Source organism: Pseudomonas sp. ANT_J12 (genome assembly GCF_008370045.1).
In the GTDB taxonomy this organism is placed as follows: Bacteria; Pseudomonadota; Gammaproteobacteria; order Pseudomonadales; family Pseudomonadaceae; genus Aquipseudomonas.
On the sequence record NZ_VOBN01000015.1, the window covers coordinates 87,792 to 112,351 of the forward strand.

21 protein-coding genes are annotated in these 24,560 nt (G+C 62.3%); 6 read left to right on the top strand and 15 right to left on the bottom strand.

Translation table 11 applies throughout. The annotated features are described in order from the left end of the window. Positions 1 to 23: 23 nt before the first annotated feature. Positions 24 to 989: a fatty acid desaturase family protein gene (locus FQ192_RS24930; RefSeq protein WP_149660927.1), complete on the top strand. Its 966-nt coding sequence runs from the start codon at positions 24 to 26 to the stop codon at positions 987 to 989. A 69-nt stretch (positions 990 to 1,058) separates the two neighbouring features. Here the strand turns inward: FQ192_RS24930 and FQ192_RS24935 are convergent, their stop codons facing one another. Genes FQ192_RS24935 through FQ192_RS24960 form a run of 6 tightly spaced genes read right to left on the bottom strand, consistent with a single transcriptional unit; the run spans position 1,059 to position 11,272 of the window. After that, complete coding sequence (locus FQ192_RS24935; protein WP_149660928.1) at positions 1,059 to 1,874, bottom strand: YfaP family protein; 816 nt, start codon at positions 1,872 to 1,874, stop codon at positions 1,059 to 1,061. Positions 1,875 to 1,877: 3 nt separating this feature from the next. Further along, positions 1,878 to 3,497 carry a DUF2300 domain-containing protein gene (locus tag FQ192_RS24940; RefSeq protein WP_149660929.1) on the bottom strand — a complete coding sequence of 540 codons (1,620 nt, stop codon included), beginning with the start codon at positions 3,495 to 3,497 and terminating at the stop codon, positions 1,878 to 1,880. A 1-nt stretch (position 3,498) separates the two neighbouring features. Next, a complete protein-coding gene (locus FQ192_RS24945; RefSeq protein WP_149660930.1) occupies positions 3,499 to 8,073 on the bottom strand; it encodes an alpha-2-macroglobulin in 4,575 nt (1,524 codons plus the stop codon). After that, positions 8,070 to 8,735, bottom strand: coding sequence for a DUF1175 domain-containing protein (locus FQ192_RS24950; RefSeq protein ID WP_372242362.1), 666 nt, complete (start codon positions 8,733 to 8,735; stop codon positions 8,070 to 8,072). The genes FQ192_RS24945 and FQ192_RS24950 overlap by 4 nt, the downstream gene beginning before the upstream one ends. Further along, positions 8,705 to 10,429, bottom strand: a complete 1,725-nt coding sequence (locus tag FQ192_RS24955) for a DUF2138 domain-containing protein (RefSeq protein WP_149660932.1) — start codon at positions 10,427 to 10,429, stop codon at positions 8,705 to 8,707. The genes FQ192_RS24950 and FQ192_RS24955 overlap by 31 nt, the downstream gene beginning before the upstream one ends. A gap of 51 nt (positions 10,430 to 10,480) precedes the next feature. After that, entirely contained in the window at positions 10,481 to 11,272 is a 792-nt protein-coding gene (locus FQ192_RS24960; RefSeq protein ID WP_149660933.1) for a YfaP family protein, read from the bottom strand. Between the two features lie 277 nt (positions 11,273 to 11,549). Between FQ192_RS24960 and FQ192_RS24965 the strand changes: the two genes are divergently transcribed. From FQ192_RS24965 to FQ192_RS24985, 5 genes are all read left to right on the top strand, one after another. Beyond that, on the top strand, positions 11,550 to 12,689 hold the full coding sequence (locus tag FQ192_RS24965; RefSeq protein ID WP_149660934.1) for a Fic family protein: 1,140 nt from the start codon (positions 11,550 to 11,552) through the stop codon (positions 12,687 to 12,689). 221 nt (positions 12,690 to 12,910) lie between these two features. After that, positions 12,911 to 13,153, top strand: coding sequence for an exodeoxyribonuclease VII small subunit (locus tag FQ192_RS24970; RefSeq protein WP_056743654.1), 243 nt, complete (start codon positions 12,911 to 12,913; stop codon positions 13,151 to 13,153). Beyond that, entirely contained in the window at positions 13,150 to 14,037 is an 888-nt protein-coding gene (locus tag FQ192_RS24975; RefSeq protein WP_149660935.1) for a polyprenyl synthetase family protein, read from the top strand. The genes FQ192_RS24970 and FQ192_RS24975 overlap by 4 nt, the downstream gene beginning before the upstream one ends. Positions 14,038 to 14,128: 91 nt before the next feature. Continuing rightward, a complete protein-coding gene (gene dxs, locus FQ192_RS24980) occupies positions 14,129 to 16,027 on the top strand; it encodes a 1-deoxy-D-xylulose-5-phosphate synthase (RefSeq protein WP_149660936.1) in 1,899 nt (632 codons plus the stop codon). Positions 16,028 to 16,165: 138 nt separating this feature from the next. Further along, positions 16,166 to 18,049 carry a TonB-dependent receptor domain-containing protein gene (locus FQ192_RS24985; RefSeq protein WP_149660937.1) on the top strand — a complete coding sequence of 628 codons (1,884 nt, stop codon included), beginning with the start codon at positions 16,166 to 16,168 and terminating at the stop codon, positions 18,047 to 18,049. Positions 18,050 to 18,161: 112 nt separating this feature from the next. Here FQ192_RS24985 and FQ192_RS24990 read toward each other — a convergent pair whose 3' ends face one another. The 9 genes from FQ192_RS24990 to ribBA all read right to left on the bottom strand — a co-directional run bounded on the left by FQ192_RS24990 (position 18,162) and on the right by ribBA (position 24,544). Then, entirely contained in the window at positions 18,162 to 18,962 is an 801-nt protein-coding gene (locus FQ192_RS24990; protein ID WP_149660938.1) for a cobalamin-binding protein, read from the bottom strand. After that, positions 18,962 to 19,381, bottom strand: coding sequence for an MFS transporter (locus FQ192_RS24995; protein ID WP_149660939.1), 420 nt, complete (start codon positions 19,379 to 19,381; stop codon positions 18,962 to 18,964). Before FQ192_RS24995 ends, FQ192_RS24990 begins: the two co-directional genes overlap by 1 nt. Continuing rightward, entirely contained in the window at positions 19,378 to 19,995 is a 618-nt protein-coding gene (gene ribA, locus FQ192_RS25000; protein ID WP_054052350.1) for a GTP cyclohydrolase II, read from the bottom strand. Before ribA ends, FQ192_RS24995 begins: the two co-directional genes overlap by 4 nt. A 148-nt stretch (positions 19,996 to 20,143) precedes the next feature. Beyond that, the gene (locus tag FQ192_RS25005) at positions 20,144 to 20,878 is read right to left on the bottom strand and encodes an ABC transporter substrate-binding protein (protein WP_149660940.1); all 735 of its coding nucleotides are present in this window, start codon (positions 20,876 to 20,878) and stop codon (positions 20,144 to 20,146) included. A gap of 21 nt (positions 20,879 to 20,899) precedes the next feature. Next, positions 20,900 to 21,403: a phosphatidylglycerophosphatase A gene (locus tag FQ192_RS25010; protein ID WP_149660941.1), complete on the bottom strand. Its 504-nt coding sequence runs from the start codon at positions 21,401 to 21,403 to the stop codon at positions 20,900 to 20,902. Next, a complete protein-coding gene (gene thiL, locus FQ192_RS25015) occupies positions 21,400 to 22,365 on the bottom strand; it encodes a thiamine-phosphate kinase (RefSeq protein ID WP_149660942.1) in 966 nt (321 codons plus the stop codon). The genes FQ192_RS25010 and thiL overlap by 4 nt, the downstream gene beginning before the upstream one ends. A 22-nt stretch (positions 22,366 to 22,387) precedes the next feature. Continuing rightward, positions 22,388 to 22,888, bottom strand: a complete 501-nt coding sequence (gene nusB / locus FQ192_RS25020) for a transcription antitermination factor NusB (RefSeq protein ID WP_123509921.1) — start codon at positions 22,886 to 22,888, stop codon at positions 22,388 to 22,390. Next, positions 22,885 to 23,361, bottom strand: a complete 477-nt coding sequence (ribE, locus tag FQ192_RS25025) for a 6,7-dimethyl-8-ribityllumazine synthase (RefSeq protein ID WP_003185938.1) — start codon at positions 23,359 to 23,361, stop codon at positions 22,885 to 22,887. The genes nusB and ribE overlap by 4 nt, the downstream gene beginning before the upstream one ends. Positions 23,362 to 23,452: 91 nt before the next feature. Beyond that, positions 23,453 to 24,544, bottom strand: coding sequence for a bifunctional 3,4-dihydroxy-2-butanone-4-phosphate synthase/GTP cyclohydrolase II (ribBA, locus tag FQ192_RS25030; protein WP_133837507.1), 1,092 nt, complete (start codon positions 24,542 to 24,544; stop codon positions 23,453 to 23,455). Positions 24,545 to 24,560 lie beyond the last annotated feature (16 nt).

Here is a 24,560-nt window from a genome sequence, read left to right on the forward strand (position 1 = left end):
CCACACACAAGGAGGTGACGCACGTGTCCAGACCCAGTTCCCGTGCCGGCGACAATCCGGCCCTGAATGCTTACACGCTGCCCGCAGAATTCTTTGCGTTGAAACCGTGGCTGACCCTGTTGGCGCTGCTGGCGGACTGGGGCTTGATCGCCGCGTCATTGGCGGCGGCGGCGCTGTGGCCGCACCCGGTCACTTACCTGCTGGCGGCGATCATCATTGCCCGCAGCCAATTGGCGCTGGCGGTGATCATGCATGAAAGCGCCCACGGCGTGGTCGTGCGCCACCAGGGCCTGAATGATGTTATCGGGCAGTTGTTTGCCGCCGGGCCGTTGTTCCTGTCGCTGCACACCTACCGCGCCGGGCATTTAAAACATCACCTCGCGCCGATGCGGCATGACGACCCGGTGGTCGCAGTGTTTGGTCTCGGTGACTTTCCGCTACCCAGGGGCAAGCTCGCCGCCAAGCTGTTGGCGGACCTCTGTGGGGTGGGCTACTTCATCAGCGCCGGCCAGTTTGCCCGGGGCGACTATCGGGACATCATGCCCAAGGTCGACAAATCACCCCGCCGGGTTACGTGGGAAGTGTTTTCAATGCTCGCCAGCAACGGCCTGCTGCTCGGCGTGTTGGCGTGGTCCGGGCACGCCTGGCTCTACCCGGCCTTGTGGTTGCTGCCGGCGATCACCCTGCTGCCGTTCATGGGCCGCATCCGCGCCATCATGGAACACGCCGGCCTGCCCGCCTGCGATGACCAGAGCCAGAATGCGCGGAGCATTGTCCGGAGCAACTGGCAGACCTTCGTGTTCGGCCCGCATGCCATTCACTACCACATCGAGCACCACCTGTTTGTGCGCGTGCCCTTCTACCATTTGCGTAGCGTGCATCAGCAACTCGTGGCCCGGCAGTTGGTGCCCACCGGCAATCTGTATAACGGTTACATCGGGGTTTTGCGCGATGTCAGTCTTGCGGCCGCTAAAATGCCGGCCGCCTGATTCGACATCCTGCGGGATTGCTCAACTGGCGGCGTCGACTTTGGGGTTCACAGTCCTCTGGCTACCCCCTCACGGATAGCTGAACCCCTTGACCAGCGTCAACTCTCCCACCGCCCGCATCGGCACCAGAAACGTCTCCATCTTCTCGTTGGGCGTGCCTTCCTCCGTAATCACCGTCACTTGCGCCGTGGTCAACGCCTGAACCGCATCCTCCTGCCCTTCTTCGTCATTGCGATAGCCGCCGCCGAAGTAATTCACATACACCAGGTACTGCCCCTTGATCGGCGCCGGCATCGCGAAGATTTCCGGGCCATACCCCGTGGTCACGTCGACATCGAGCGCTGCGCCATTGGGTGCCACCCGGTCGCCGTACCAGATGTGGGCGCCGTCCGGGGTAATCAGGTGCAGGTCCAGATCGGTGTTGTCGCTGTCCCACGACAGCAGCACCCGCAACTTGGCCGGCGTCGCCCCGCCGCTGACATTCAGGAACTGGGTGCGATGCCGTTGCTGGCCATCGGGGCTGCGGACTTCAACGCTGTTGCTGCCATTGGGGAATGAATACGGGCGATCAAAACGGCCTGCCGGGTCGATTTTCAGCGGCATGCTGATACCGTTGACGATCAAGCGTCCCGGTTCTTTCGACTTGGGCGTGGCGTTGATCTGCCCGGTAATGCGCGCGGTGTTGGCTTGGCCTGGCGGTGTATTCACCGACGAGGCCGGGTAGTTGACGCTCTGGCGAAAGTTTTCGCCTTCGCCCTCGAGGGCGCCGGTACGCCAGCCACCGATGGGGGTGTCGAGTTTGACCGCGGCATCGGCGGCGAAGGTCGTCGGCAATACGCAAAACGAACAGAGGAACAGGAAGACCTGTGGATAACGGAGTTTCATGGCCTATTCCAGCAAGAGGTGGCGGGCGAGCCCTTCGATGTAGGTTTCATCCTGGCCGTTGGGGTGTGCTTCGAAGGCCAGGTGCAGGTATTCGTGGGTCAGGTCGAGGCGGTCCTGCAGCGACAGCACGCCGCGCACATAAATGCGCTGGCGTTCGCGGTCGACGTAGGGGCGGCCGAAGGCCAGGCGGCAGACGGCGAAGGTGTTGACTTCGTTGTAGCCGACTTCGTTTTCGAGTTGTGGGCGCCAGCCGCGACGTTGTTTTTGTAGCCAGTCTTGCGCGGCGGGTAACGCTTCGCAGGAGGCGACGGGGTTGTCCCAGCGGCTGAGGCTGGCGCGCGGGTAGGCGTGCAGCAGGATCGCGTCGTAGCGTTGGCCGGCGTTGGCTTGTTCAACGGCTTGTTGCCAGGACAGTTTGTCCGGGCCGGGTTGGTCGGAGTGATAGGTGACGGTGCTGCCGGCCAGGACCAGGTCGTTGGTCCACGCGGCAATGTCGCGGGATTCGGCCGTCGCCGGGCGTGGGGCGACCCGTTGGCGGCTGCTGCTGTCATCGATGCTCAGGCAGTCGCCGTTGCGCGTGGCGTTTTGCAGCAGGTAGGTTCTGATTGCGATGGCCAGTGCTTTCGCGGCTTCGGCAGGTTCGGATTTGGCTTCCCGTTGCAGCACGCGGGCGACGTACTCTTCGCGGTCCAGGCGCGCGACCAGCTTGTCGTTGAGTAAAAACAATTCGCCGTCGCTGTGGATGTCCAGTTGATTGCCGTTGGCAAATTCGACGCGGTAGTCGCCCTGCAAAGGGCCCGACGGAATAACCCGATCCCCCGCCAGGACGCGGCCGATCGGATACCGTGAAAACAGCCCGACTTCGACACAACGTCCCGCATCCGCCGGCCAACCCGTCGGCAACACTGACGCCAGCGCCTGACCGTAATGGCGCAGCACCATTTGACTGGTCCCGCGTCCACCGGCCCAGATCGGCGTGCCATCCAGCGTCCATCCGGCGAATCCGCCCTGACGCGACGAAGAGTCCTGATCCCCCAACCAGCTCCAGGTTTTCACCCGCAACCGGCCACCGAGTTCGCCCACGGCGTTGCCGTCAGCGGCGTTCAACACCACGTCCAGCAACACGCGTCGGGCCTGATCCTGAGCGGGCATCACCGCCAGCACTTTCAGCAACTCCGCCACGGAAACCCGCGTAGCCGGCTGCAATGACGGCAGGTTCAGCAACCATTGCGGCGCTTGGCGTGCCTGCCAATAGCTGCGCCAATCAGCGCCATTAATCCCCAATCGCGCCGGCTCGAAGTACAAGCCGCACGACTTCACCAACGCTTGATCGCGGCCAATCTTGCCGCCCGCGGTGCAGCAATACACTTCTTCCTTGGATTGCCCGCGACACTCATACGCAGGTTCCCGCGCACCGGTGTCCACCAGCCAGCCGTAGACAAACAGCTTCCACAAACTCCCTAACGGCGTCTGCAGATCGGAAGGCAACGGCTCGCGGGCCATCACCTGGGTCCGGCTCAGCGACAGCAATTCACCCTTGAAGCCCAGTCGCAACGGTTCGTCCTGCGCGGTCGCCAGCGCAGGGAGCAAACACAGCAGCCACCAGACCAGAGGCCGGGTCATGTCAGTTGACCGTGACCTGGCCGAGCGCCGGTTTCTGTTCCTGGGCCTGATGCTGTGGCGCATACACCTGGGTGAAACGCACCGGCGGCAGATTGAACTGGCCTTTCTGCGAGAAGCGCACCAGATGCCGCACACGCAATTCGCCGCTCAAGGCGTCCACCGGAATCGCGTAGGCCAGTTGGCCCGGTTCGAAGCGCGCCTTCTCCAGCGCGGTCGGTTCGGTGCCAGCCTTGCCCAGCAACTTGATGCCCCACGTGGTGCGCTCGACATCGGCGCCCGGTGGCAGCGGCACTTCGATCATGCCGTAGCGCAGCGGCTTGGCAGCTTTGCTGGTGATGATCACTTCGTCCAGGTACAGGCTGTCGCTGGACAACGGCTTGGTGCCGACCGCTTCGAGTTTGAATTCGAAGGCTTCGTCACCCGGCACCAGACGCGACAGGCGACGGGTGATGGTCACGGCCATCGGGTCGATGGCCGGTTGCTGGGTCTGATAGCTCAGCGCGGCACGCAGCGGACGTTCCTGGGTTCCGGTCAACGACAACGCCGCCGGTACCGGCGTAGCGCCCTGCCAGGTCCAGTACATCTCGCCGGTACTGCCGTAGTTTTTCTTCCAGCCTTCACCCGGCGCCAGGGCGATGGTCGGCGACGCCTGTTCGATGCTGTGTTGCAACCAGCTCAGCGCCAAGGCGCGTTCGAGGGTCGATTGCTGTGGCAGCAGACGTTGCAACAACTGTTGCGCGTGAGCCTGATCGAAAGCTTGCAGCGACAGGTTCAAGGCTTCGGCAAACGGCTGCGAACTCACGGCCAGACGCTGTTGCGCATCCGGCACTTGCCGATTGAACGCATCGGGCAGCGTGACCTTGGATTGCTTGGCCAGGGAAGCCGTCAGCGCACGCGCCGCCGCCAACCCGAGCGCCGAATCCGGATCGCTCATGACCAGGCTGTCTTCGCCATCGTCCATCAGGTTCGCGGCATTGCCGTCGCCGGCCTTCGCCAAGTCATCCATCAAGCCGCTGAGCAAGGTGTTCACCGGCAATTGCATCTGCTTGGCGAACGACAGGATCAGCGCCCGTTGCAGCAGCGGCGTGTTCTTCGCCTGCTTCGAATACACCTCCAACACCCGCTGCCAATGCTCCGGCGGCAGGCTCAGTTCCAGAGCTTTGCTGGCGTACCAGTCGGCGTAATAGGCGTAAGCGGTGAGGAACGCGTCCGGCTCGCCGTCCTGGCCCCACCAAGTGAAGCTCGCCGAAGGCCCGGCCATTTGCACCAGGCGCAGACGGCTGTTTTGCATGATCAGGCGCAAGCGATCACGCACCTGCGGGTTCGACGACAGCGAAGGATAGGCAATGCTCAGTGGCAACAAACGACTGGCGGTCTGCTCGACGCCGCCGTACGGATAGCTCAGCAGATCATCGAGGGCCGAACGGAACAGCGCTTGCGGGCTGTCATCCAGACGCAGGCGAATGTCCGTCGCGTCGGCCGGCAAGGTCAGCGCGGTATCGCCGCTGAGCGCGTCCACCACTTGGCTTTGCGTGACTTGCCAGCCTTCGCCGGTCGCGGTCAGGCGCACGGCCAGGGCGTCGGCGGTCTTGCCGTCCTGCACCAGCTCGGCGGTCCAGTCGCCGCTCGCCAGGGCAAACGCCGGCAGCGCGATGTAGTTGATGCCGCTGTTCAGAGTCACCGGCATGCGCTGCTCGGCGCCGCCGTAATGGATCACCAGTTCAGCCTTGACCGGTTTCTCAGCCTGGCTGAAGGCGAACACGCCGAGGGCCGGCTTGTCGCCATTGCGGAACTTGGTCGGGCCGCTCCACTTCAGGTACAGCGGTTTTTCCGAGCGCACGAATTGCTTCTTCTGCCCGACCTGGCCGTCATCGGCGATGGCCCGGGCGGTGATGCGCCAACGGGTCAGGGAGTCCGGCATCTTGAAGGTGAAGCGGGTCTTACCGTTGGCGTCGGTGATCAATTCCGGCTGCCACGCGGCGGTGTCGACGTCTTCACGACGGGGCCGCTCCAGCACTTTCACGCCACGTTCGCTGCGGTTGGCTTTGCCCGGCGCGCCGGGGCTGCCCGGCAACGCCACGTCGTAGCTGATGAACGACAGGCTGGCGCTGGTGCGCACGTTGTTGCGGCGCGGGTGGTAGAAGAACTGGTCGATGGTCGGCGCGACTTCCGGTTGCAGCGCGTAGATCATTTCATCCACGACGCTGACCGTCAGGTGCGCCGGAATCGGCTTGCCGGCGAACTGCGTCGTCAGGTCTACCGACACGGTATCCCCCGGCTGATACGACGCTTTATCGGTGGCAATGGCCACGTCGATTTGCGGCGTAATCACCTTGATGCCGGCGTTCTGGAAGCTGTACTGACCGCCCTTGGTGTAGAGCACGGAGAAGGTCAGGTTCGGTGCGAAGTTATCCTTCACCGCAATCCGTGCGCGGTATTGGGTGTCGCTGAGTTTTTCCATCTTCAGCCAGTCAGCGCCCTTGGACAGCAGCGCCGTGGCCTCGACCTTGTCCCGCTCCAGGGACAGCAGCGCATCGCTGACCGGCTCCGGGAAGGTGATCAACGCCATGGCTTCGTCGCCAGCCTTGTACTCGGGTTTGTCGAGGACGATTTCCACGGTGCCCGGCACGGCTTTGACGCCCTCGCCGGTGACCGAATGCCCGGTGGCGCCGACCACGCGGCCATGGTCATCCTTCAACGTCAGGTTGTAGGTGCCCGGCCGCGCGAACGCCACGCTGAAGCCTTTGTCTTTCGCGGTGAGCTTGCCGTCGCCGGAGGTCTGGTCTTCCAGGCGTACCCAGCTGTAGCTGCTCGGGGTGACGGCTTTGGTTTGTTCGCTGCCGCCTTCGTTCATGTAACTGAAGGCAACCTTGTCACCCACCGCGCTGAAGCGTTGCGGTGCACGCAGGCTGAAGCTCGCAGCGCCACGGTCGATGAGGATTTCCTTGGTGGTCTTGACCCGATACGCCGCGCCATCGCTGGCGAACACGGTGAGCATGTAGCGGCTCGGTTTGTCGGCCGCTGGCAGGTCGAGGGTCGCGTTGCCCTTGGCGTCGGTGGTCAGTTCGGTGCTGGTCAGCTCAATCGGGAATTGCCCGAGGTATTGCAGCTCGTTATCGACCATCGACAGTTGCTGGGCGCGCAGGCTCAGGGTCAATTTGGCGTCGGCCACCGGTTTGCCGTCCGGGTACAACAGCACCAGGCTGCCTTTCACCGGTTCGCCGGTGCGGTAGTCCTGCTTGGCCAGGTTCAACGAAATTTCGAAGTGCGGCTTGATGTACTCGGCGACGCGGAAGGCGCTGCTGTAGGCCTGATCCTTGTAGCTGAAACGCAGCTCATAACCGCCCGCCACCGCGTTGTCCGGCAACTGGAAACGGCCCTGGGTGCCGGACTTGGAATCCAGCTTCAGCGCCAGGGATTGCAGCGCGGTGCCGGTAGCATCGAGCACGGTCACGTTAACGTCGGCAGCGCTCGGCGCCACGGAATCCCGGGCGTTCTTGAACTCGCGACCGACGATTTTCAGCGACACCCAATCCCCCGGCCGATACAGCGGCCGGTCGGTGAAGGCATAGAGTTTGGTGTCGTAAATTTCGCTGTCGTAATAGAAGTTCTCGGAGACAAACACCCCGCCCTCTTCGTCTTCGCCGATCACGAACGAACGCTCGGGGCTGACGTGTTTCAGGCGCAGCAAGCCGTCGGCGTCGGTCGCACCGCTGCTCATCACACCCAGGCCATCGGTCCACAGCACATTCACTTTCGGCACCGAACTGCCTTCGTGTTTGCGCGCGGCCCACACCAGCAATTCATCACCGGCAATCTTGCTCACCGCCACGGTGTTGGAGACGAAGACCATGGTGGTTGCGCGGTACTTGCCGATCAGCGCTTCCACCAGGTACAGGCCCGGTTTCAGGTGACCCAACGGGATGTACACATTGCCCGGTGCCACGCTGACGAATTCACTGGACGAACCGGCCAGGTTCACGCCCGCAGGCGGCTGGATCGGTTTGGCTTCCCACAGCGGATAACGGAATTGGCTGACAACGGGCAGGCCCGGAATCAGCGCGAATTGCGGCTGAGCGTCGTAAGGCGTTGGCGCGGCAATCGCGGTGCCCATCTTCAGCTCCGGCACTTCCTCGGTGACTTGTTTGCGCGACTCGTAGGAAAACGCCCGCTGCATCACGCGCCGGGATTTGCGATACCAGTTGTCCCACAGGTACGCGAGGGTGTTCGACAGGCCTTCGCCCTTGAACTGACCGTCGCTGACCACGCGGTGCAGGTTCTTCTGGCGCTTGAGGAAATCCAGCGGCTTGTCGATGCGGTACACGCGAATGTCGGCGCCGCCGTAAGGCTCCATGCGGAACCGGCGATAGTCGCGACCCGGCGCTTCGAGGCGCACCATCGCCTGCTCGTCGGCAGCGAAACTGCTGTCGGCCAGCAGGAAAAAGCTTTCACCGGCCACCGGCGTATAGCCGCTCGGCTCGACGGTGTCTTCGGCGTTGACCGTGGCAATAGGAACCAACAAGGCCAACAGCAAAGGAATTTTTGAGCAGATACGCAGCATGCGGGCACCGATCATTGGGAGAGAAAGTTCAGTCGATAGACGCCGATGAAGTTGGGGTTGGCTGCGTCGGGTATCCATCGGGTGTCCTTCCATGTCATGAGTTGCTGCAGGCTCGCGGATCGCATGCCGTTGTCAGTGGGGGTGGTGGTGCCGGTGTGATAGGCGATGTAGCGACCCATCCAGATCATCAGGTGCTGGTCGTCGCCCTGATCGAAAAACATCAGGTCGCCGGGCCGGGCCTGGGACACGTCGCGGCTGACCAGATGGCTGTTGAACTGAATCAATTTGATCGCGTTGACGTACGGCCCGACCTTGCCGCCGCCCTGCTGCCATTGCTGGGCGAGGCCGCGCTGGGCCTCGCTCAGTTGCAGTTCCGGCGGCAGGTAGCGGTTGGACAGGCCATTGCTGCGCAGCCATTTGTCGTCATGGACTTTCAGCGCTTCGTTGGCGGCGAAACGCACCAGGCCCGCGCAATCCTGCTGGAACCAGCGCGGGCTCGGGCCTTGGGTCAGTTGTTCCTGGGCGATGCGCACGAACCAGGCGCGGAACACCTGGGATTGCTGCGCATCCAACGGCGCGGCTTCGGTGGCGAACACCCGACTGCCCAGCAACATCGCCAGCAGGCCGAGGCCTCGGATAAGGGCTGTCACAGGGCTTTCCACTCCAGCGGCAACCATTGCCAGTGGCCGTCGGGCTCGCTGCCTTTTGGCAGAGTCAGCGCATATTTGCCGTAACCGCCGAGCTTGCGCAGTTTCGGGATCAGGTAGGTTTGCGCGGCGTTGTAGAACACCGGTTCCATGTCCTGGGGCAGGCTGTCGAGGGTTTCCTGTTGCATCAGTTGCGCCATGGAATCCGGGCCGAAGTAGACCGGCATCAGCAGGTCTTTCGGCACCACGTCGGCCATCGGCGGGAAGCGTTTGTCGAGGGTGCCGAGGGCTTTATCCACCAGCTTGTCGTCGAGGGAAAACAGCAGGGTCGAACCGTGGCGCGCCAGACTGACCTTCATGAAGGCCTTGCCGGTGATCGCGTCCGGGTTCTCGGCGTCCTTGGCTTTATAAGGACCGAAGTTGGAGCTGACCTGACGCTGCCACTGATGGCTTTCGCCTTCCGTTTTCTCGACCACCGGGAAGGCGTGTTCTTCGACGTTGCCTTCATAGGCGCCGACCATCGAGCCAAACAGGTTGCCCAGGTCGCCGTCGAGTTTGGCGCTGTCGCTGTCATTCAGGCTGGCCACCAGCAGCGGCGTGTACAGCCGCGAATCGGCGTACCAGCACAGGCCCGCCGCGCCGGCCATGTGTTCGGTCAGGGCCTGGGCGACTTTTTCTTCGGCGCCGAGTTTGACCAGCAGCGGTTTCTGTTGCTCCGCCGCCAGCGGCAAGGCTACGCAAGCACTGGCGCCCATCGGCATGGCTTGCCAGATCGGTTTGAAATCGAAGTCCGGCTGGTTATCCAGTTCGTCCATGGCGAGGAAGCTGTGCCAGCCCTTGTCGTCCATGTCGAAACGCAGGCCGGCGAAGTTCGGGATGAAGCGCTGATAACCCATGGCCAATACGCTGGCGTTGACCGACAGGCGTTGCTTCACTTCCGGCGCGCGGGGTTGCAGGCCGAAGGCTTCGGGGAACAGTTTTTGGCCGCCGAGCAGGGCTTCCAGCGACTGAGTCGAAACCATGCCCGGTTCATCGACCGGACCATGGCCGCCTTCGTACAGCTTGGCCGGGTTCGACAGCACCACCAGTTTGTCGCCATGGGAGGCGAACAGCAGCGCTTTGGTGGCGTTGTAGGTCAGTTGATAGAGCGCCACGTCGTCGGTGCCGACTTTCACGGTGCCGACCTGAGTCAGTTGCGTGTCATCCAGCGCGACTTTGGCCAACGGCTCCAGCAGCTTGGCCAGGCCACCGCGATCCATCACCAACAGGAAATCTTTGAGTCGACCGTCCGCCCCACGCCACAGCGCCACGTCTGCCGGTTGATCGAAGAGTTGCTCGATCAGGCTGTCCTGCAATTTCAGGTCATGTTCGTAAATGATCCGCCGCAGGCTGCCGATCAAGCCGAGGCGATCGGCGTGGGCTTCGTAATAGAAGACGAAATCTTCGGTCAGGGTTTCCTTGAGGAACGGCACGGCCAGCAAGTCCTTGGGCAATTGGCTCAAGGAATGGGTTTCCAGCAGACCGTCCGGGCGGCCCATGCCCAGTTTGTCACTGGCCAACACCGCCAGCGGCTCTTTGGGTTTGTGCATGAACCAGCCCAACCCGCCCGCCACACCAGCCACCAGGCACAGCCCGATCAGCACGGCAGGCCAGCGCCGTGGAGGTTTGGCGGCAGGGGTTTCGGCGGCCGGAGAAGCCGCTGGTGAAATCGTGTTATCGCTCATGTTCACGCTCATGTTCCCAAAGCTCAGCAGTTCATCCGTGGAGCGGGATGCTTAATAGTTGAAAGTCTTGACCAGCAACAGGTCACCGATGGCCCGCAGGGGCACGATGAAGGTCTCGCGTTTTTCGTCGACGGTGTTTTCGTTGAGCACCAGGTTGATCTGCGAGGTGATGACCTCGTTCTGGTTGCTGGTCTCATCGAAGTTATAGCCTTCGCTGCCGAAGTTGCCCCAATAGTTCACGTAAACCAGATAGGTGCCGTGCATCGGCGCGGTCATGGTGAACATTTCCGGGCCGGGACCATCGACGCCGTCCGGGTCCAGGCCGCCGCCGTTGGTCAACGCCGTATGGGCGAAAAACGCGTGCTGGCCGTCCGGGGTAATGATGTGCAAGTCGAGTTCGGCTTTCGGGTCGTCCCAACCCAGCACCACGCGAATCCGCGCCGGGGTGCGCAGGTTGTTGGCTTCATAGAATTGAACGCGCTTGAGGGATTTGCCTTCGGCGCTGCGCACTTCGACGCTGTTGGAGCCGGCGCCAAAGGCATACGGCCGGGCGAAACGCCCTTCGTCGTCGGTGTACAGGTTCAGTGGATTGCCGTTGACCGCCAGCGTGTGCGGCCCGCGCTGGGTGCCGATGGCCTTGAGCTGGCCTTCGATCATCGTGCGATTGCGCTGGATGCCGCGGTCGATGGGCGGCGTGGGATAGGCGACTTGCGGGTTTTCACTGCGGTCCAGCAAGCCGTTGTAACGCCAGCCGCCTACCGGCTCCGACAACTCGGCCGTCGGCTCCGCCCGGGCCGCGCAGGCCCAGACCAGCATGATCAGCAGTGAAAGAAAGCAACGCATGTGACGCCTCCTGCCATGCACAACGAAACCCTGCGCCCGGTCCTCGGCGCGTTACAGCTGCAAAAACTGCGTTTCGTCAAAATGACCCATGACTATCGGGTCGTAGAAGGCACGAAGGTTAGCGATGTAGCGATTTTTTAACAATCAGATACATCTTTATTTGTGGTGAAAATCACGGTGATTGTTGGGTGTGAGCCGAATAGCGGGGTTATTCGGCTCACGGGATGAGCCGAATAAGACTATTATTCGGCTCATTGACCTTGGAGTACCCGAATTCATGGCGTCGCACTGGATCTGGCAACAGCCCGACTGGCCGAACTTCAATTGGCAGGCCGACCGCTTGGCGCCGCTATTGCGCGAGTGCGTGCAGGCGCAAGGTCGGTTGATGGGGATGGCCAGTTCCGTGGGCAGTTCGTTGAGCGCCCAGAGCGAACTGGACGCACTGCTGCAGAACATCGTGACGTCCTCGGCTATTGAAGGCGAAACGCTGAATGTCGGCTCGGTTCGCTCATCCCTGGCGCGGCGCTTGGGGCTGGAACAGCTCGACGACGATCACGTCAGCCAACGCAGCGAAGGGCTGGCGCAGTTGATGCTCGATGCCACCCAGCAGTTTGCGCAGCCCCTGACGTTGGAGCGATTGCTGGAATGGCATGCGTGGCTGTTTCCGGATCAGGAAGCGGACTTCTCTGCCCATTCGGTCCGGGTCGGTGCATTACGCGGTGATGAGCCGATGCAGGTGGTTTCAGGACGACTCGACAGGCCGACCGTTCACTTCGAGGCACCACCTCGCCTGGGCCTTGAGCAGCAATTGAACACTTTCCTCACCTGGTTTGAAGACAGTCGGAGCCAGGAACAGCTCGATCCATTGCTGCGGGCCGGGATTGCGCACTTCTGGTTCGTCACCCTGCATCCCTTCGATGACGGCAACGGGCGCCTGACGCGTACCATTACCGATCTGGCATTGGCCCAGGGCGAAGCGCTGGCCATTCGTTTTTATGCGATGTCGGCGAGCATCCTTGAGGATCGCGCCGGGTACTACCGAGTGCTGGAAGCCAGTCAGAAGGCAACATCGGACATCACCGAGTGGCTGGAATGGTTCCTGAAAACCCTGCTGCGCAGCTTGCAACAGGCGATGGCGCGGATTGAATCCGTGCTGGGCAAGGCGCGGTTCTGGCAGGTGCATCGAGAATCAACGTTGACGGCGGAGCAGGCCAAGGTGCTGAACCGCTTGCTGGATGGCGGGGAGCGCGGTTTCGAGCAAGGGATCAGCGCGGCGCAATATCAGGCGGTGGCGAAGGTGTCCAAGGCGACGGCGACGCGTCATCTGGCTGAATTGCTGGAAAAGGGCTGTCTCCAACGCCTTCCTGGTGGCGGGCGCAGTACGCGCTACGCAATTAACCATCCTGGCGTTGATTGATGCCACAACGATCCGTAGCAGCCTGCGCTCGGATTGTAGGAGCAAGGCTTGCCCGCGATGGCGGTCTTGAGGATGCTATCGCGGGCAAGCCTTGCTCCTACAAAACGAACGCAGGCTTCGCCAGCGGCTACAAAGGTTGCGTCAAAACCCCCGCTCATTTGCCCATACCCCCCATGTCTGCTAGTGTCGCGCCGGTTTAACGTCAACCGGAAATAGCCGCCATGGCCCGCAAAAAAGCTGCACTGGATTTCGAACAATCCCTCGCTGACCTGCAAACGCTGGTAGAGCGACTGGAGAACGGCGAGTTGTCGCTGGAAGACTCGCTGACGGCTTTCGAGCAAGGCATCGGTCTGACCCGCGATTGCCAGGCAGCACTGGCCCAGGCTGAGCAAAAGGTTCAAGTGCTGCTCGAGCGTGATGGCGAGCTGGCCGAGGAACCCTTTGAAGCGGATCAGCCAGAATGATTGCAGCGTATTCGGCGACCAGCCAGGCCCGCGTTAACGCAGCGCTGGAAACCCTGTTCAACCCGCCAAGCCCCGAGCTCGCCCGCCTCTATGACGCCATGCGCTACAGCGTGATGAATGGCGGCAAGCGCGTGCGTCCGCTGCTGGCCTACGCCGCGTGCGAAGCGCTGGGCGGCAAGGCTGAGCAGGCCAACGGCGCAGCGTGTGCGGTGGAGCTGATCCACGCCTATTCCCTGGTACACGACGATTTGCCGGCGATGGACGACGACGATTTGCGTCGCGGCCAACCGACCACCCACAAGAAATTCGATGAAGCCTGCGCGATCCTCGCCGGTGACGGCTTGCAAAGCCTGGCGTTCAGCGCCCTGCTCGACCCGCGCCTGAGCACCTCGGACGCAGAGATTCTTTTGCAAATGGTCAGCGCCCTGGCGTTGGCCGCAGGCCCGGCGGGTATGGTCGGCGGTCAGGCCATCGACCTTGGCTCGGTGGGCTTGAAGCTGGATCAGAAAGCCCTTGAATACATGCACCGGCACAAGACCGGCGCGCTGATCGAGGTCAGCGTCAAACTCGGCGCCCTGGCCAGTGGTCGCGCCGAGAAAGACGAACTGAAGTCCTTGCAGACCTATGCACAGGCCATCGGCCTCGCGTTTCAGGTGCAGGACGACATTCTCGACGTCGAAAGTGACACCGAAACCCTCGGCAAACGCCAGGGCGCCGATATCGCGCGCGACAAGCCGACCTACCCGGCCCTGCTCGGTCTCGACGCGGCCAAGGCTTATGCCCTGGAATTGCGCGATCAGGCCCTGCATGCGCTGCGACCGTTTGACGCGGCCGCCGAGCCTTTACGCGATCTGGCCCGCTATATCGTCGAACGACGTAGCTGACAGCGTATCCGCCAAAAAAGAGTAACGCGTGGGCAGGGGCCGATGCATCGGGTAAACTGCCGCCTCTTCTATACCTATAACGATTCGCCTGATGCCCACGACGTTTCATGAGATTCCCCGCAAGCGCCCGACCACGCCCCTGCTCGACCGTGCTAACACGCCGGACGGCCTGCGCCGGTTAGGCGAAGCCGAGCTGGAAACCCTGGCCGATGAATTGCGCCTGGAATTGCTCTACACGGTCGGTCAGACCGGTGGGCATTTCGGTGCCGGCCTGGGCGTCATCGAGCTGACCATCGCGTTGCATTACGTGTTTGACACCCCGGACGACCGGCTGGTGTGGGACGTGGGTCATCAGGCCTATCCGCACAAAATCCTCACCGGCCGTCGCGAGCGCATGGGCACCCTGCGCCAGAAGGACGGCGTCGCTGCCTTCCCGCGCCGCTCAGAGAGCGAGTACGACACCTTTGGCGTCGGCCACTCCAGCACCTCGATCAGTGCCGCGCTGGGCATGGCGATTGCCGCCCGCCTGCAGAACAGTGATCGCAAGGCGATTGCGGTGATCGGCGATGGCGCGTTGACTGCCGGCATGGCCTTCGAGGCGCTGAACCACGCGCCTGAAGTGAACGCCAACATGCTGGTGATCCTGAACGACAACGACATGTCGATCTCGCGCAACGTCGGTGGTTTGTCGAACTACCTGGCGAAAATCCTTTCCAGCCGCACGTATGCCAGCATGCGTGAAGGCAGCAAAAAGGTCCTGTCGCGCCTGCCCGGCGCCTGGGAAATCGCCCGGCGTACCGAAGAATACGCTAAGGGCATGCTGGTCCCGGGCACGCTGTTCGAAGAGCTGGGCTGGAACTACATCGGCCCGATCGACGGCCACGACCTGCCGACCCTGATCGCTACCCTGCGCAACATGCGCGATCTCAAAGGCCCGCAATTCCTGCACGTGGTCACCAAGAAAGGCAAAGGCTTCGCCCCGGCGGAAGTCGACCCGATCGGTTACCACGCCATCACCAAACTCGATCCTCTGGACGCTCCGGCCGCGGCGCCGAAGAAGTCCGGCGGGCCGAAGTATTCCGGTGTGTTCGGCGAATGGCTGTGTGACATGGCCGCGGCCGACCCGCGTCTGGTCGGGATCACCCCGGCGATGAAGGAAGGCTCGGACCTGGTGGCGTTCAGCGAGCGTTTCCCGCTGCGCTATTTTGACGTGGCGATTGCCGAGCAACACGCGGTGACGTTCGCCGCCGGCATGGCCTGCGAAGGCGCGAAACCGGTGGTGGCGATCTATTCGACCTTCCTGCAACGCGGCTATGACCAGCTTGTGCATGATGTGGCGGTGCAAAACCTCGACGTGTTGTTCGCCATCGACCGCGCCGGTCTGGTGGGCGAAGACGGCCCGACCCACGCCGGCAGTTTCGACCTGTCGTTCCTGCGCTGCATCCCCGGCATGCTGGTGATGACCCCGAGCGACGAAAACGAACTGCGCAAAATGCTCACCACCGGCCACCTGTACAACGGCCCGGCGGCAGTGCGTTACCCGCGCGGCAATGGCCCGAACGCGACGATCGAAAAAGACCTGCAACCGATTGAAATCGGCAAGGGTGTGGTTCGCCGTCAGGGCAACAAAGTCGCCCTGCTGGTGTTTGGTGTGCAACTGGCTGAAGCGCTGAAAGTCGCCGAGACGCTGGACGCGACCGTGGTCGATATGCGCTTCGTCAAACCCCTCGATGAAGCACTGGTTCGTGAAGTCGCCAACAGCCATGAATTGCTGGTGACCATCGAAGAGAACGCGATCATGGGCGGCGCCGGTGGCGCGGTCAGCGAATTCCTGGCCCGGGAGAACATCCTCAAGTCGATGCTGCACCTGGGCTTGCCGGACAGCTACGTCGAACACGCCAAACCGGCGCAGATGCTGGCCGAATGCGGACTGGATGAAGCCGGGATCGAAGCGTCGGTGCGTCAGCGCCTGCAACTGCTCACCAAGTAACCCCCTTTCCCTGTAGGAGCGAGGCTTGCCCGCGAAGAGGCCATAACATTCAACATCATTGTTGCCTGTTAAGACGCTTTCGCGAGCAAGCCTCGCGCCTACAAGGACCGCGTTTTTTTCGATTTTTACGAATACATCATGAATTTCTCCCGCCTCGCCCTGACGCTGACCTTGTTGCCAGCCGGCCACCTCCTGGCCGACACCTTCGAACGCGATCAAGCCCTCAAGCTCCCCGACGTGCTGATCAGCGCCAACCGCCAGGTCGAGGCGCGCAACGACAGCAGCGCGGCCAACACGGTGTTCACCCGCGAAGACATCGATCGCCTGCAACCGAGCAGCGTCACGGATCTATTGCGTCGGGTGCCGGGCGTGCAAGTCGGGCAAACCGGCGGGCGCGGCAGCTTGCCGGGGATCTACATTCGCGGCACCAAATCGGCCCAGAGCCTGGTGCTGGTGGACGGCCAGCGTATTGGTAGCACCACCTCCGGCGACAGCAATCTGCAACACATCAACATCGAACAGGTCGAGCGCGTGGAAGTGTTGCGCGGCTCCCGTTCGGTGATTTATGGCAGCGATGCGATTGGCGGGGTGATTCAGATCTTTACCCGTCGTGGCGGCGAACAAGGCCTGCAACCGCGACTGCATATGGGGTTTGGCAGTAATCAGACGTGGGAGCGTAGCCTCGGGCTGTCCGGCGGTGACGAGAAAACCCGTTTCAATCTGGGCGCCAGCCTGGATGAAACCGCCGGGATCAATCGCACCCATGAGTCGTATCCCAGCGATGGCGATCACGACGAATACCGCAATAAATCGGTGAGTTTGAGCCTGAGCCACGCGCTGACAGATGACATCGAAATCGGCGCGAATGTGCTGGATAACCACGGTAAAAGCGCGTTCGACAACCCGTTCGGCCGCTTCGACATGAACACCTTCGAATCGGTCCAGCAGCAGCCTTACAGTGAGTTCGATGTCAGCAGCGTCAGCAGTTACATCGACGCGCGCATCAACGACGTATGGAAAACCCGCCTGGAATTCGGCCACAGCGAAAACCGCGAGAAGACCCTCGACAAGCTCAGCGATGAACGCACGGTGTTCAACACCTACCGCGATTCGGTGAACTGGCAGAACGACCTGACGCTCAACGAGCGCAACAGTTTGATCGTCGGCGGCGACTGGTACGAAGACCGGATCAACAGCAGCACGCCGTTTGATGAAGACAGTCGCTGGAATCGCGCGGCGTTTATCCAGCATCGCTATCAGACGGACAGCTTCTCCACGGAACTGGGCCTGCGTCGCGACCAGAACCAGCAATTCGGCGGGCAAAACAGTTGGAGCGGCACCTTCACCCTGCCGCTGAACCCGGACAACGATGTGCTGCTGACCTACAGCGAAGGCTTCCGCGCGCCGACCTTCAACGACTTGTATTACCCGGATTACAGCAACCCGGACCTCAAGCCTGAAACCTCGAAAAGCTATGAGCTGCAATGGCGCAGCCAGTTGACCGACACCAGTCGTCTGGAAGCGTCGCTATACCGCACTGACCTGGAAGACGCGATCATCTTCGGCAGCAACAACCGCCCGCAGAACGTGGCGTCGGCGCGGATCAATGGTTTCGAAGCCGCGCTGAAACAGGAACTGTTCGGCTGGCAGAGCAACCTCGGCGTGGCGATCATCGACCCACGGGATCGCGAAAGCGGTCACACCTTGGCCCGGCGTGCGCGGCGCACGTTAAGTCTGGATCTGGATCGCCAGTTTGATCAGTTGGGGCTCGGCGCCAGTTGGCAGGCGGTCAGCGGTAGTTATGACGATGAGAACAATCAGCAGCCGTTGGGTGGCTATGCGTTGCTTGGGTTGCGCAGCAGTTGGGCGCTGAATCGGGAAGTGAAGCTGGAATTGAAGGTCGATAACCTGCTGGACAAGGGTTACAGCCGGGCGTTGTACAGCTATGAAGGCAGTCAGTATGGGTATCGCGAGGAAGGTCGGGCGTGGATGTTTGGGGTGACCTGGACGCCGGAGTTCTGATCCCGGATTAACGGCGCCTGGGCCGGCCTCTTCGCGGGCAAGCCTCGCTCCTACAGGGGCGCCACCGATACCTGTAGGAGCGAGGCTTGCCCGCGAAGGCCGCGACTCGGTCTTAACGGCCCGGCGCGATAATCCGGCACAACTTGGCCGTCGCCTCAATCATCTGCCCGCTCGGCCGCTCCAATCCCTTGTCCGTCACCAACAACAACCGCCCCTGCACCACCGCCGCCACCTGCGGCCACGCCTTCCAGGCATCGAGCTGCGCCTGATCACTGGCCAGAATCACCTCGGGATTGCGCTGCAACACCGCTTCCACGCTGACCTGCGGCGCTGGCAAGGACAGGTCGGCAAACACGTTGCGCGCGCCGCACACCTCCAGCGCATCGCTGATGATTTGCCCGCCACCCACGGTGTACAGCGGCCGATCCCAGACTTGATAGAACACCGTCAGCGGATTATCCCGGCGATAGCGCTGGCGCAGGTTATCCAGTTTCTGCCGCAGACCTGCTGCCAGCGCGACGCCCCGCTCCGGTCGGCCGAGTTGCGTGGCAATCGCTTCAATCTGCGCCGTGAGCTGGTCGAGGTTGTGGGGTTCGGCGACGTAGGTGGGAATGTTCAAGCGCTTGAGCTGGTCCCGCTGGGCCGGGCCGACGCTGCCGGGCCAGAGCAATAACAGGTCGGGCTTGAGGCTCAGCAGCCGTTCCATGTCCAGTTGGCCATAGCTGCCAACCGAGGGAAGGTGCTTGAGTTCGACCGGACGCTCACCCGCATCCAGCACTCCGACCAACAAGTCGGCGGAGCCCAGTTCAACGACGATTTCAGAGAGAGAAGGCGCGAGGCTGACCACGCGTTCGACGGAATAAGCCGAGCCGCTGACGGCCAGCAGCAAAACCGCCAGCCAGACGCGCAGCATCAGCCGAGTTGACGCGGGATACGGTAGAGGTAGAACAGCACCGCGGTGGACAGCGCCAGCAACACCAACGGCACCGCTTCGAGGCCGACGAACACGGCCAACGCACCGATCCACGCTGGCAGGCTCGCCGCCAGAAAGGCGATACGACGCTTGGCTGCCAGGGCAATCCAGGCCGCCGGTTCTTCAGGGGTATCGAGGGCTTTCTGGGTGGCGATCAGCGCATGTTTGTAGCCGCCGAAAAACTTCAGGCTGACAAACATCGAGGCCACACCGGCGATAAACAGCGGCATCGCCAGCACCGGCAGGATCGCCTCGCTCTGGCCGAACACGCCATTGATCACGAACAGCGGCACCAAGGCCAGCGCCAGGTATTGCCACCAGTTGAAGGACAGTCGCCGCCGCACTTGACCGCGAGTCACGCCCGATCAGCCTCGCCCTGATGCTCGTTGCCCATCATGTGGTCGAGCTTGCTGGCCTTGGTGGCCAGGTACAGTTTGTTGTGCGGGTTGTGCCCGGTGTGCAGCGGCACGCGCTCGGCGACGACAATACCCATGTCGGTCAAGGCTTTGACCTTGCGTGGGTTGTTGGTCATCAGGCGCAGGGATTTCACGCCCAGATGCTGCAGCATCGGCAGGCACATGGCGTAGTCACGCTGGTCGGCGGCAAAGCCCAAGCGCTCGTTGGCTTCAACGGTGTCGGCACCGCCGTCCTGCAACTCGTAGGCGCGGATCTTGTTCAGCAGGCCAATGCCCCGGCCTTCCTGACGCAAGTACAGCAACACGCCACGACCTTCACGGGCGATGGCCTGCAACGCGGCCTCAAGTTGCGAGCCGCAGTCGCAACGCTGGCTGAACAAGGCATCGCCGGTCAGGCATTCGGAGTGCAACCGGCCGAGCACCGGGGCACCGTCGGCGAAATCACCCAGGCTCAGCACCACGTGCTCGCGCCCGTTCTCTTCATCGAGAAAGCCGTGCATGGTGAATTGCGCAAAAGGTGTTGGCAGCTTCGAAGCGGCGACAAAAACGACAGGCACCTGTGTGCTCCTGATCAATAAGTACTGGAGATTCGCAGAGGCGGCATTGTAACAGCAGGTTCCGACCGACGCTTAGGCTGAATTATGAGGCATAACGATCAAAAAGTTTGATCAAGCGGCCAAGTCCCGCCGGCCCATTGGCCCGTGTTCAATTCGCATCAAATGGATAAGGCTGTTTCCACTTGGCAAAGATCGGTCTCAACTGGCCGCTTTTCACCAGCAGTTCCATACGCTGGTCGAACAACGCCATCAACGCGCGGGCCTTGGGGTTGTCGGCAAAACACAGGTACAGCGGCAACTCGGCGATGTGGGTGCGGCGGAACAGCGACGGATCCCTGGCCCGGGCGAGCAGGTAATCGATTTCGGTCAGCGCATCGATGTAATAGTCGGCGCGGTTGTGGGTCAGCATCGACAGGATCCCGGCGCGCCGCACCACTTCGTTGTAGCGCTGCACGTTGGGCAGGTACGCCTGATACTTGTAGCCGCGCACCCAGGCCAGTCGGTAACTGCCGAGATTATCGAGGGTCGGCGACGGATTGCTCGCCAGGCCCAGGGCATAGATGTGATCGGAGTCGAAGTTCCAGTGCGGATAAAGCACGTCGCTGGTTTCGTCGCGATAGGCGCCGACGCAGGCGTCCACTTCCCCGCGCTGGGCCAGGCCAACGGCGCGGGTGTAGGGCTCGGTGCGGATATCGAGCCTGATCCCGGCCGGTTCGAAGATGGCGCGCAGCACGTCCCAGCCCAGGCCATGACCGTCAGCGGCGGTGTAGTCTTCCCAGGCTTCGCTGGCCAGATGAATCACGGACGGCGTCGGCGTAGCGTCCCCCGCCTGGGCGAGCGAGCAGAACATCGCGAAAACCACCATCAACCAGCGTCGAGCCATGCCTAATCCCTGCTTCACCACTCAGGCGAAAAACCACACCAGCCCCTGCATCCCCAGCCATGCAAAGACCCCGGCCAATACGTCGTCGAGCATGATCCCGACACCACCGTGCACATGGCGGTCGATCCAGCGAATTGGCCACGGCTTGAGGATGTCGAAGAAGCGGAACATCAGGAACCCCGCCAACAACCAGTACCAGCCATCCGGCACCAGCCACAGGGTGATCCACATCCCGACCATCTCATCCCAGACGATGCCTTCGTGATCGTGTACCCGCAGATCGTCGGCCACTTTGCCGCACAGCCAGAACCCGAACAGCATGGTGATGCCGAGCATCAGCCAGTAGCCCCAGTCGGGCAACATCTGCCACAACGGGATAAAGGGTAGCGCAACTAACGAACCCCAGGTGCCCGGAGCCTTTGGCAAGGTGCCCGAGCCGAAGCCGAACGCCAGGAAATGCCAAGGGTTGCGCCAGACCGAAGGCGGTACGAATTCCGCCGGCGTCTGCTTGGGATGATCGGTCACGGGGTCTCCGGAAAATGTTGATAACCCCGGGTTTGCGGGGTGATGTCGCGCCCATCGGCGTCCAGCAGCCTGACGCCCTGCCCGGCCACGACCCAGCCCACCACATGGACCGGCCAGCCGTCCGCCAGCAACCGGGGCAAAACGACGGGCGGCACGGTGAAGGCCAGCACGTAGTCGTCGCCACCGCTCAGGGCGGCGTTTTCGGCGCCTGTCTGGCCGAGGAAGCTCACCAACGCTTGGGACACCGGCAGCTTGCTCCGGTCAATCTGAATGCCGACTTTCGAAGCGAGCGCGATGTGCCCGCAGTCGGCGAGCAGGCCGTCGGAGATATCCAGCGCCGCCGTGGCGTGGCCGCGCAACGCCTGACCGAGGGCCAGTTGCGGTTGCGGCGACCAGTAATGGCGCAGCAGCGGATCGGCGATGGCCTCGTCCGCAGTCCGTTGGCCAAGCACCAGCGGCAACGCGCCAGCGGCATTGCCCAACTCGCCGCCGACACACAGCAAGTCCCCCGGCTGCGCGCCGCTGCGGGTCAGGGCCTGGCCGCTCGGCACGCGGCCAAACACGGTCAGGGTCAGGCTCAACGGCCCACGGGTGGTGTCGCCGCCGATCAGCGCCACGCCACAGCCCTGGGCCATGACATTCAAGCCACGGGCGTAGGCGTCCAGCCAATCGGCGGTCACCGTCGGCAAGGTCAGGGCAAGGGTAAAGGCAACGGGGGTGGCGCCCATGGCGGCCAGGTCACTGACCGCGACAGCCAGCGAGCGCTGACCGAGCAGAAACGGGTCGCAAGGATCTGCGAAATGCACGCCGGCAACCAGCGTGTCGGTGGAAATTGCCAACTGCTCCCCGGGAGGAACAGCCAGCAAGGCGCAGTCATCGCCGATTCCCAGTGCGACGCCCTCGCCGCCCTGCGCACAAGGCGCGGCGGCGAAGAAATTGCGGATCAGCTCAAACTCGCCCATTTGGCAGCCATTCAAGCGCTTATCAGCGCTTGAACGCCTTTACTTCAGCTTCACGCAGACGCGGGGCCAGCTTGTCGAGTACACCGTTGACGAACTTGTGGCCGTCGGTGGAACCGAAGACTTTCGCCAACTCGATACCTTCGTTGATCACAACGCGGTACGGCACGTCGACGCGCTTGAGCAGTTCCCATGTGGACAGGCGCAGAACCGCCAGTTCAACCGGGTCCAGCTCTTCGATGGTGATGTCCAGGCAAGGCGACAGCGCAGCGTCAATCTCAGGCTTGTGGGCCGGAACGCCGTGCAGGATGTCGTGGAAGTAGGCGGCATCGACATCGCTGAAATCGTTATCGACCCGGAACTGCGCTTCGATCTCGTTCAGCGACTGCTTGGCCATGTGCCATTGGTACAGCGCTTGAGTCGCGAGCTGACGGGCTTCGCGACGCTTGACGCTTTTCGATGGCTTGCCGGCATCCGCAGGCTTTGGATCGCGTGGGTTGAACTGATCGCTGTCGTCGCTAATCACTTGGCCTCCAACTGTGCCAGCAGGCTGACCATTTCCAGAGCGGACAGGGCAGCTTCGGCACCTTTGTTACCGGCCTTGGTGCCGGAACGTTCGATGGCTTGCTCGATGGAATCAACGGTCAGCACGCCGAAAGCGACTGGAACGCCGAACTCCATGGACACCTGGGCCAGGCCCTTGGTGCATTCGCCTGCCACGTATTCGAAGTGCGGAGTACCGCCACGAATGACCGCGCCCAGGGCGATGATTGCCGCGTATTCGCCCTTCTGGGCTACTTTCTGCGCAACCAGCGGGATTTCGAAGGCGCCAGGGGCACGGATGATGGTGATGTCGCTTTCGCTCACGCCATGGCGAACCAGGGCATCAACTGCACCGCTGACCAGGCTTTCAACGACGAAGCTGTTGAAACGGCCTACTACCAAAGCGTAGCGGCCTTTAGGGGCGATGAAGGTACCTTCGATGGTCTTCAGGGTCATTCGTTAGATCTCTTAAAGAGCCGGGACGCGTTTTCTACGCGTCCCTCAGTGATGTGTTAACCGCGAATCAAGGCCCGGAAACAACCGGTCATTATTCGGAGGGCACGTATTCTACAACTTCCAGATCGAAACCGGATATCGCATTAAATTTCATTGGCGCACTCATCAGGCGCATTTTGCGAACGCCCAGGTCCCGCAGGATCTGCGAACCGGCACCGACGATGCTGTAGGTGGTCGGTTTTTTCGCCGGGACGTGCTCGGCGGTTTCGCGGATATGTGCCAGCAATACATCGCCATCGAGCGGGTGACCGAGCAACAGCACCACGCCGCTGCCAGCCTCGGCGACCGCGGCCATGGCGGCGCGCAGGCTCCAGCGGCCCGGCTGCTTGACCATCAGCAGGTCGCGCAATGGGTCCATGTTGTGCACGCGAACCAGGGTCGGCTCGTCGGCGCACACGGTGCCCAGGGTCAGGGCCATGTGCACGTCGCCTTCCACGGAATCACGATAGGTCACCAGGTTGAATTGGCCCAGTTCGCTGTCCAGCGGCTGCTCGGCAATCCGCTGAACGGTACGTTCGTGGATCATCCGGTAGTGAATCAGGTCGGCGATGGTGCCGATCTTGATGTTGTGTTCGGCGGCAAACGTTTCCAGTTCGGCGCGACGGGACATGGTGCCGTCGTCGTTCATCACTTCGCAGATCACGCCGCTCGGCTCGAAACCGGCCATACGCGCCAGGTCGCAAGCAGCTTCGGTGTGGCCGGCACGCGCGAGGGTGCCGCCCGGTTGGGCCATCAACGGGAAGATGTGGCCGGGGCTGACGATGTCTTCAGCCTTGGCGTCCTTGGCGGCAGCGGCCTGCACGGTGCGGGCGCGGTCGGCGGCGGAGATGCCGGTGGTCACGCCAGTGGTGGCTTCAATCGAGACGGTGAATTTGGTGCCGAACCCGGAACCGTTGCGCGGCGCCATCAGCGGCAGCTTCAGCAGTTCGCAGCGCTCGCGGCTCATCGGCATGCAGATCAGGCCACGGGCGTGCTTGGCCATGAAGTTGATGTGTTCAGGCTGGCAGCACTCGGCGGCCATGATCAGGTCGCCTTCGTTCTCGCGGTCTTCGTCATCCATGAGGATGACCATCTTGCCTTGGCGGATGTCTTCAACCAGTTCTTCGATGCTATTGAGCGCCACAAGGCACCCCCTTGAG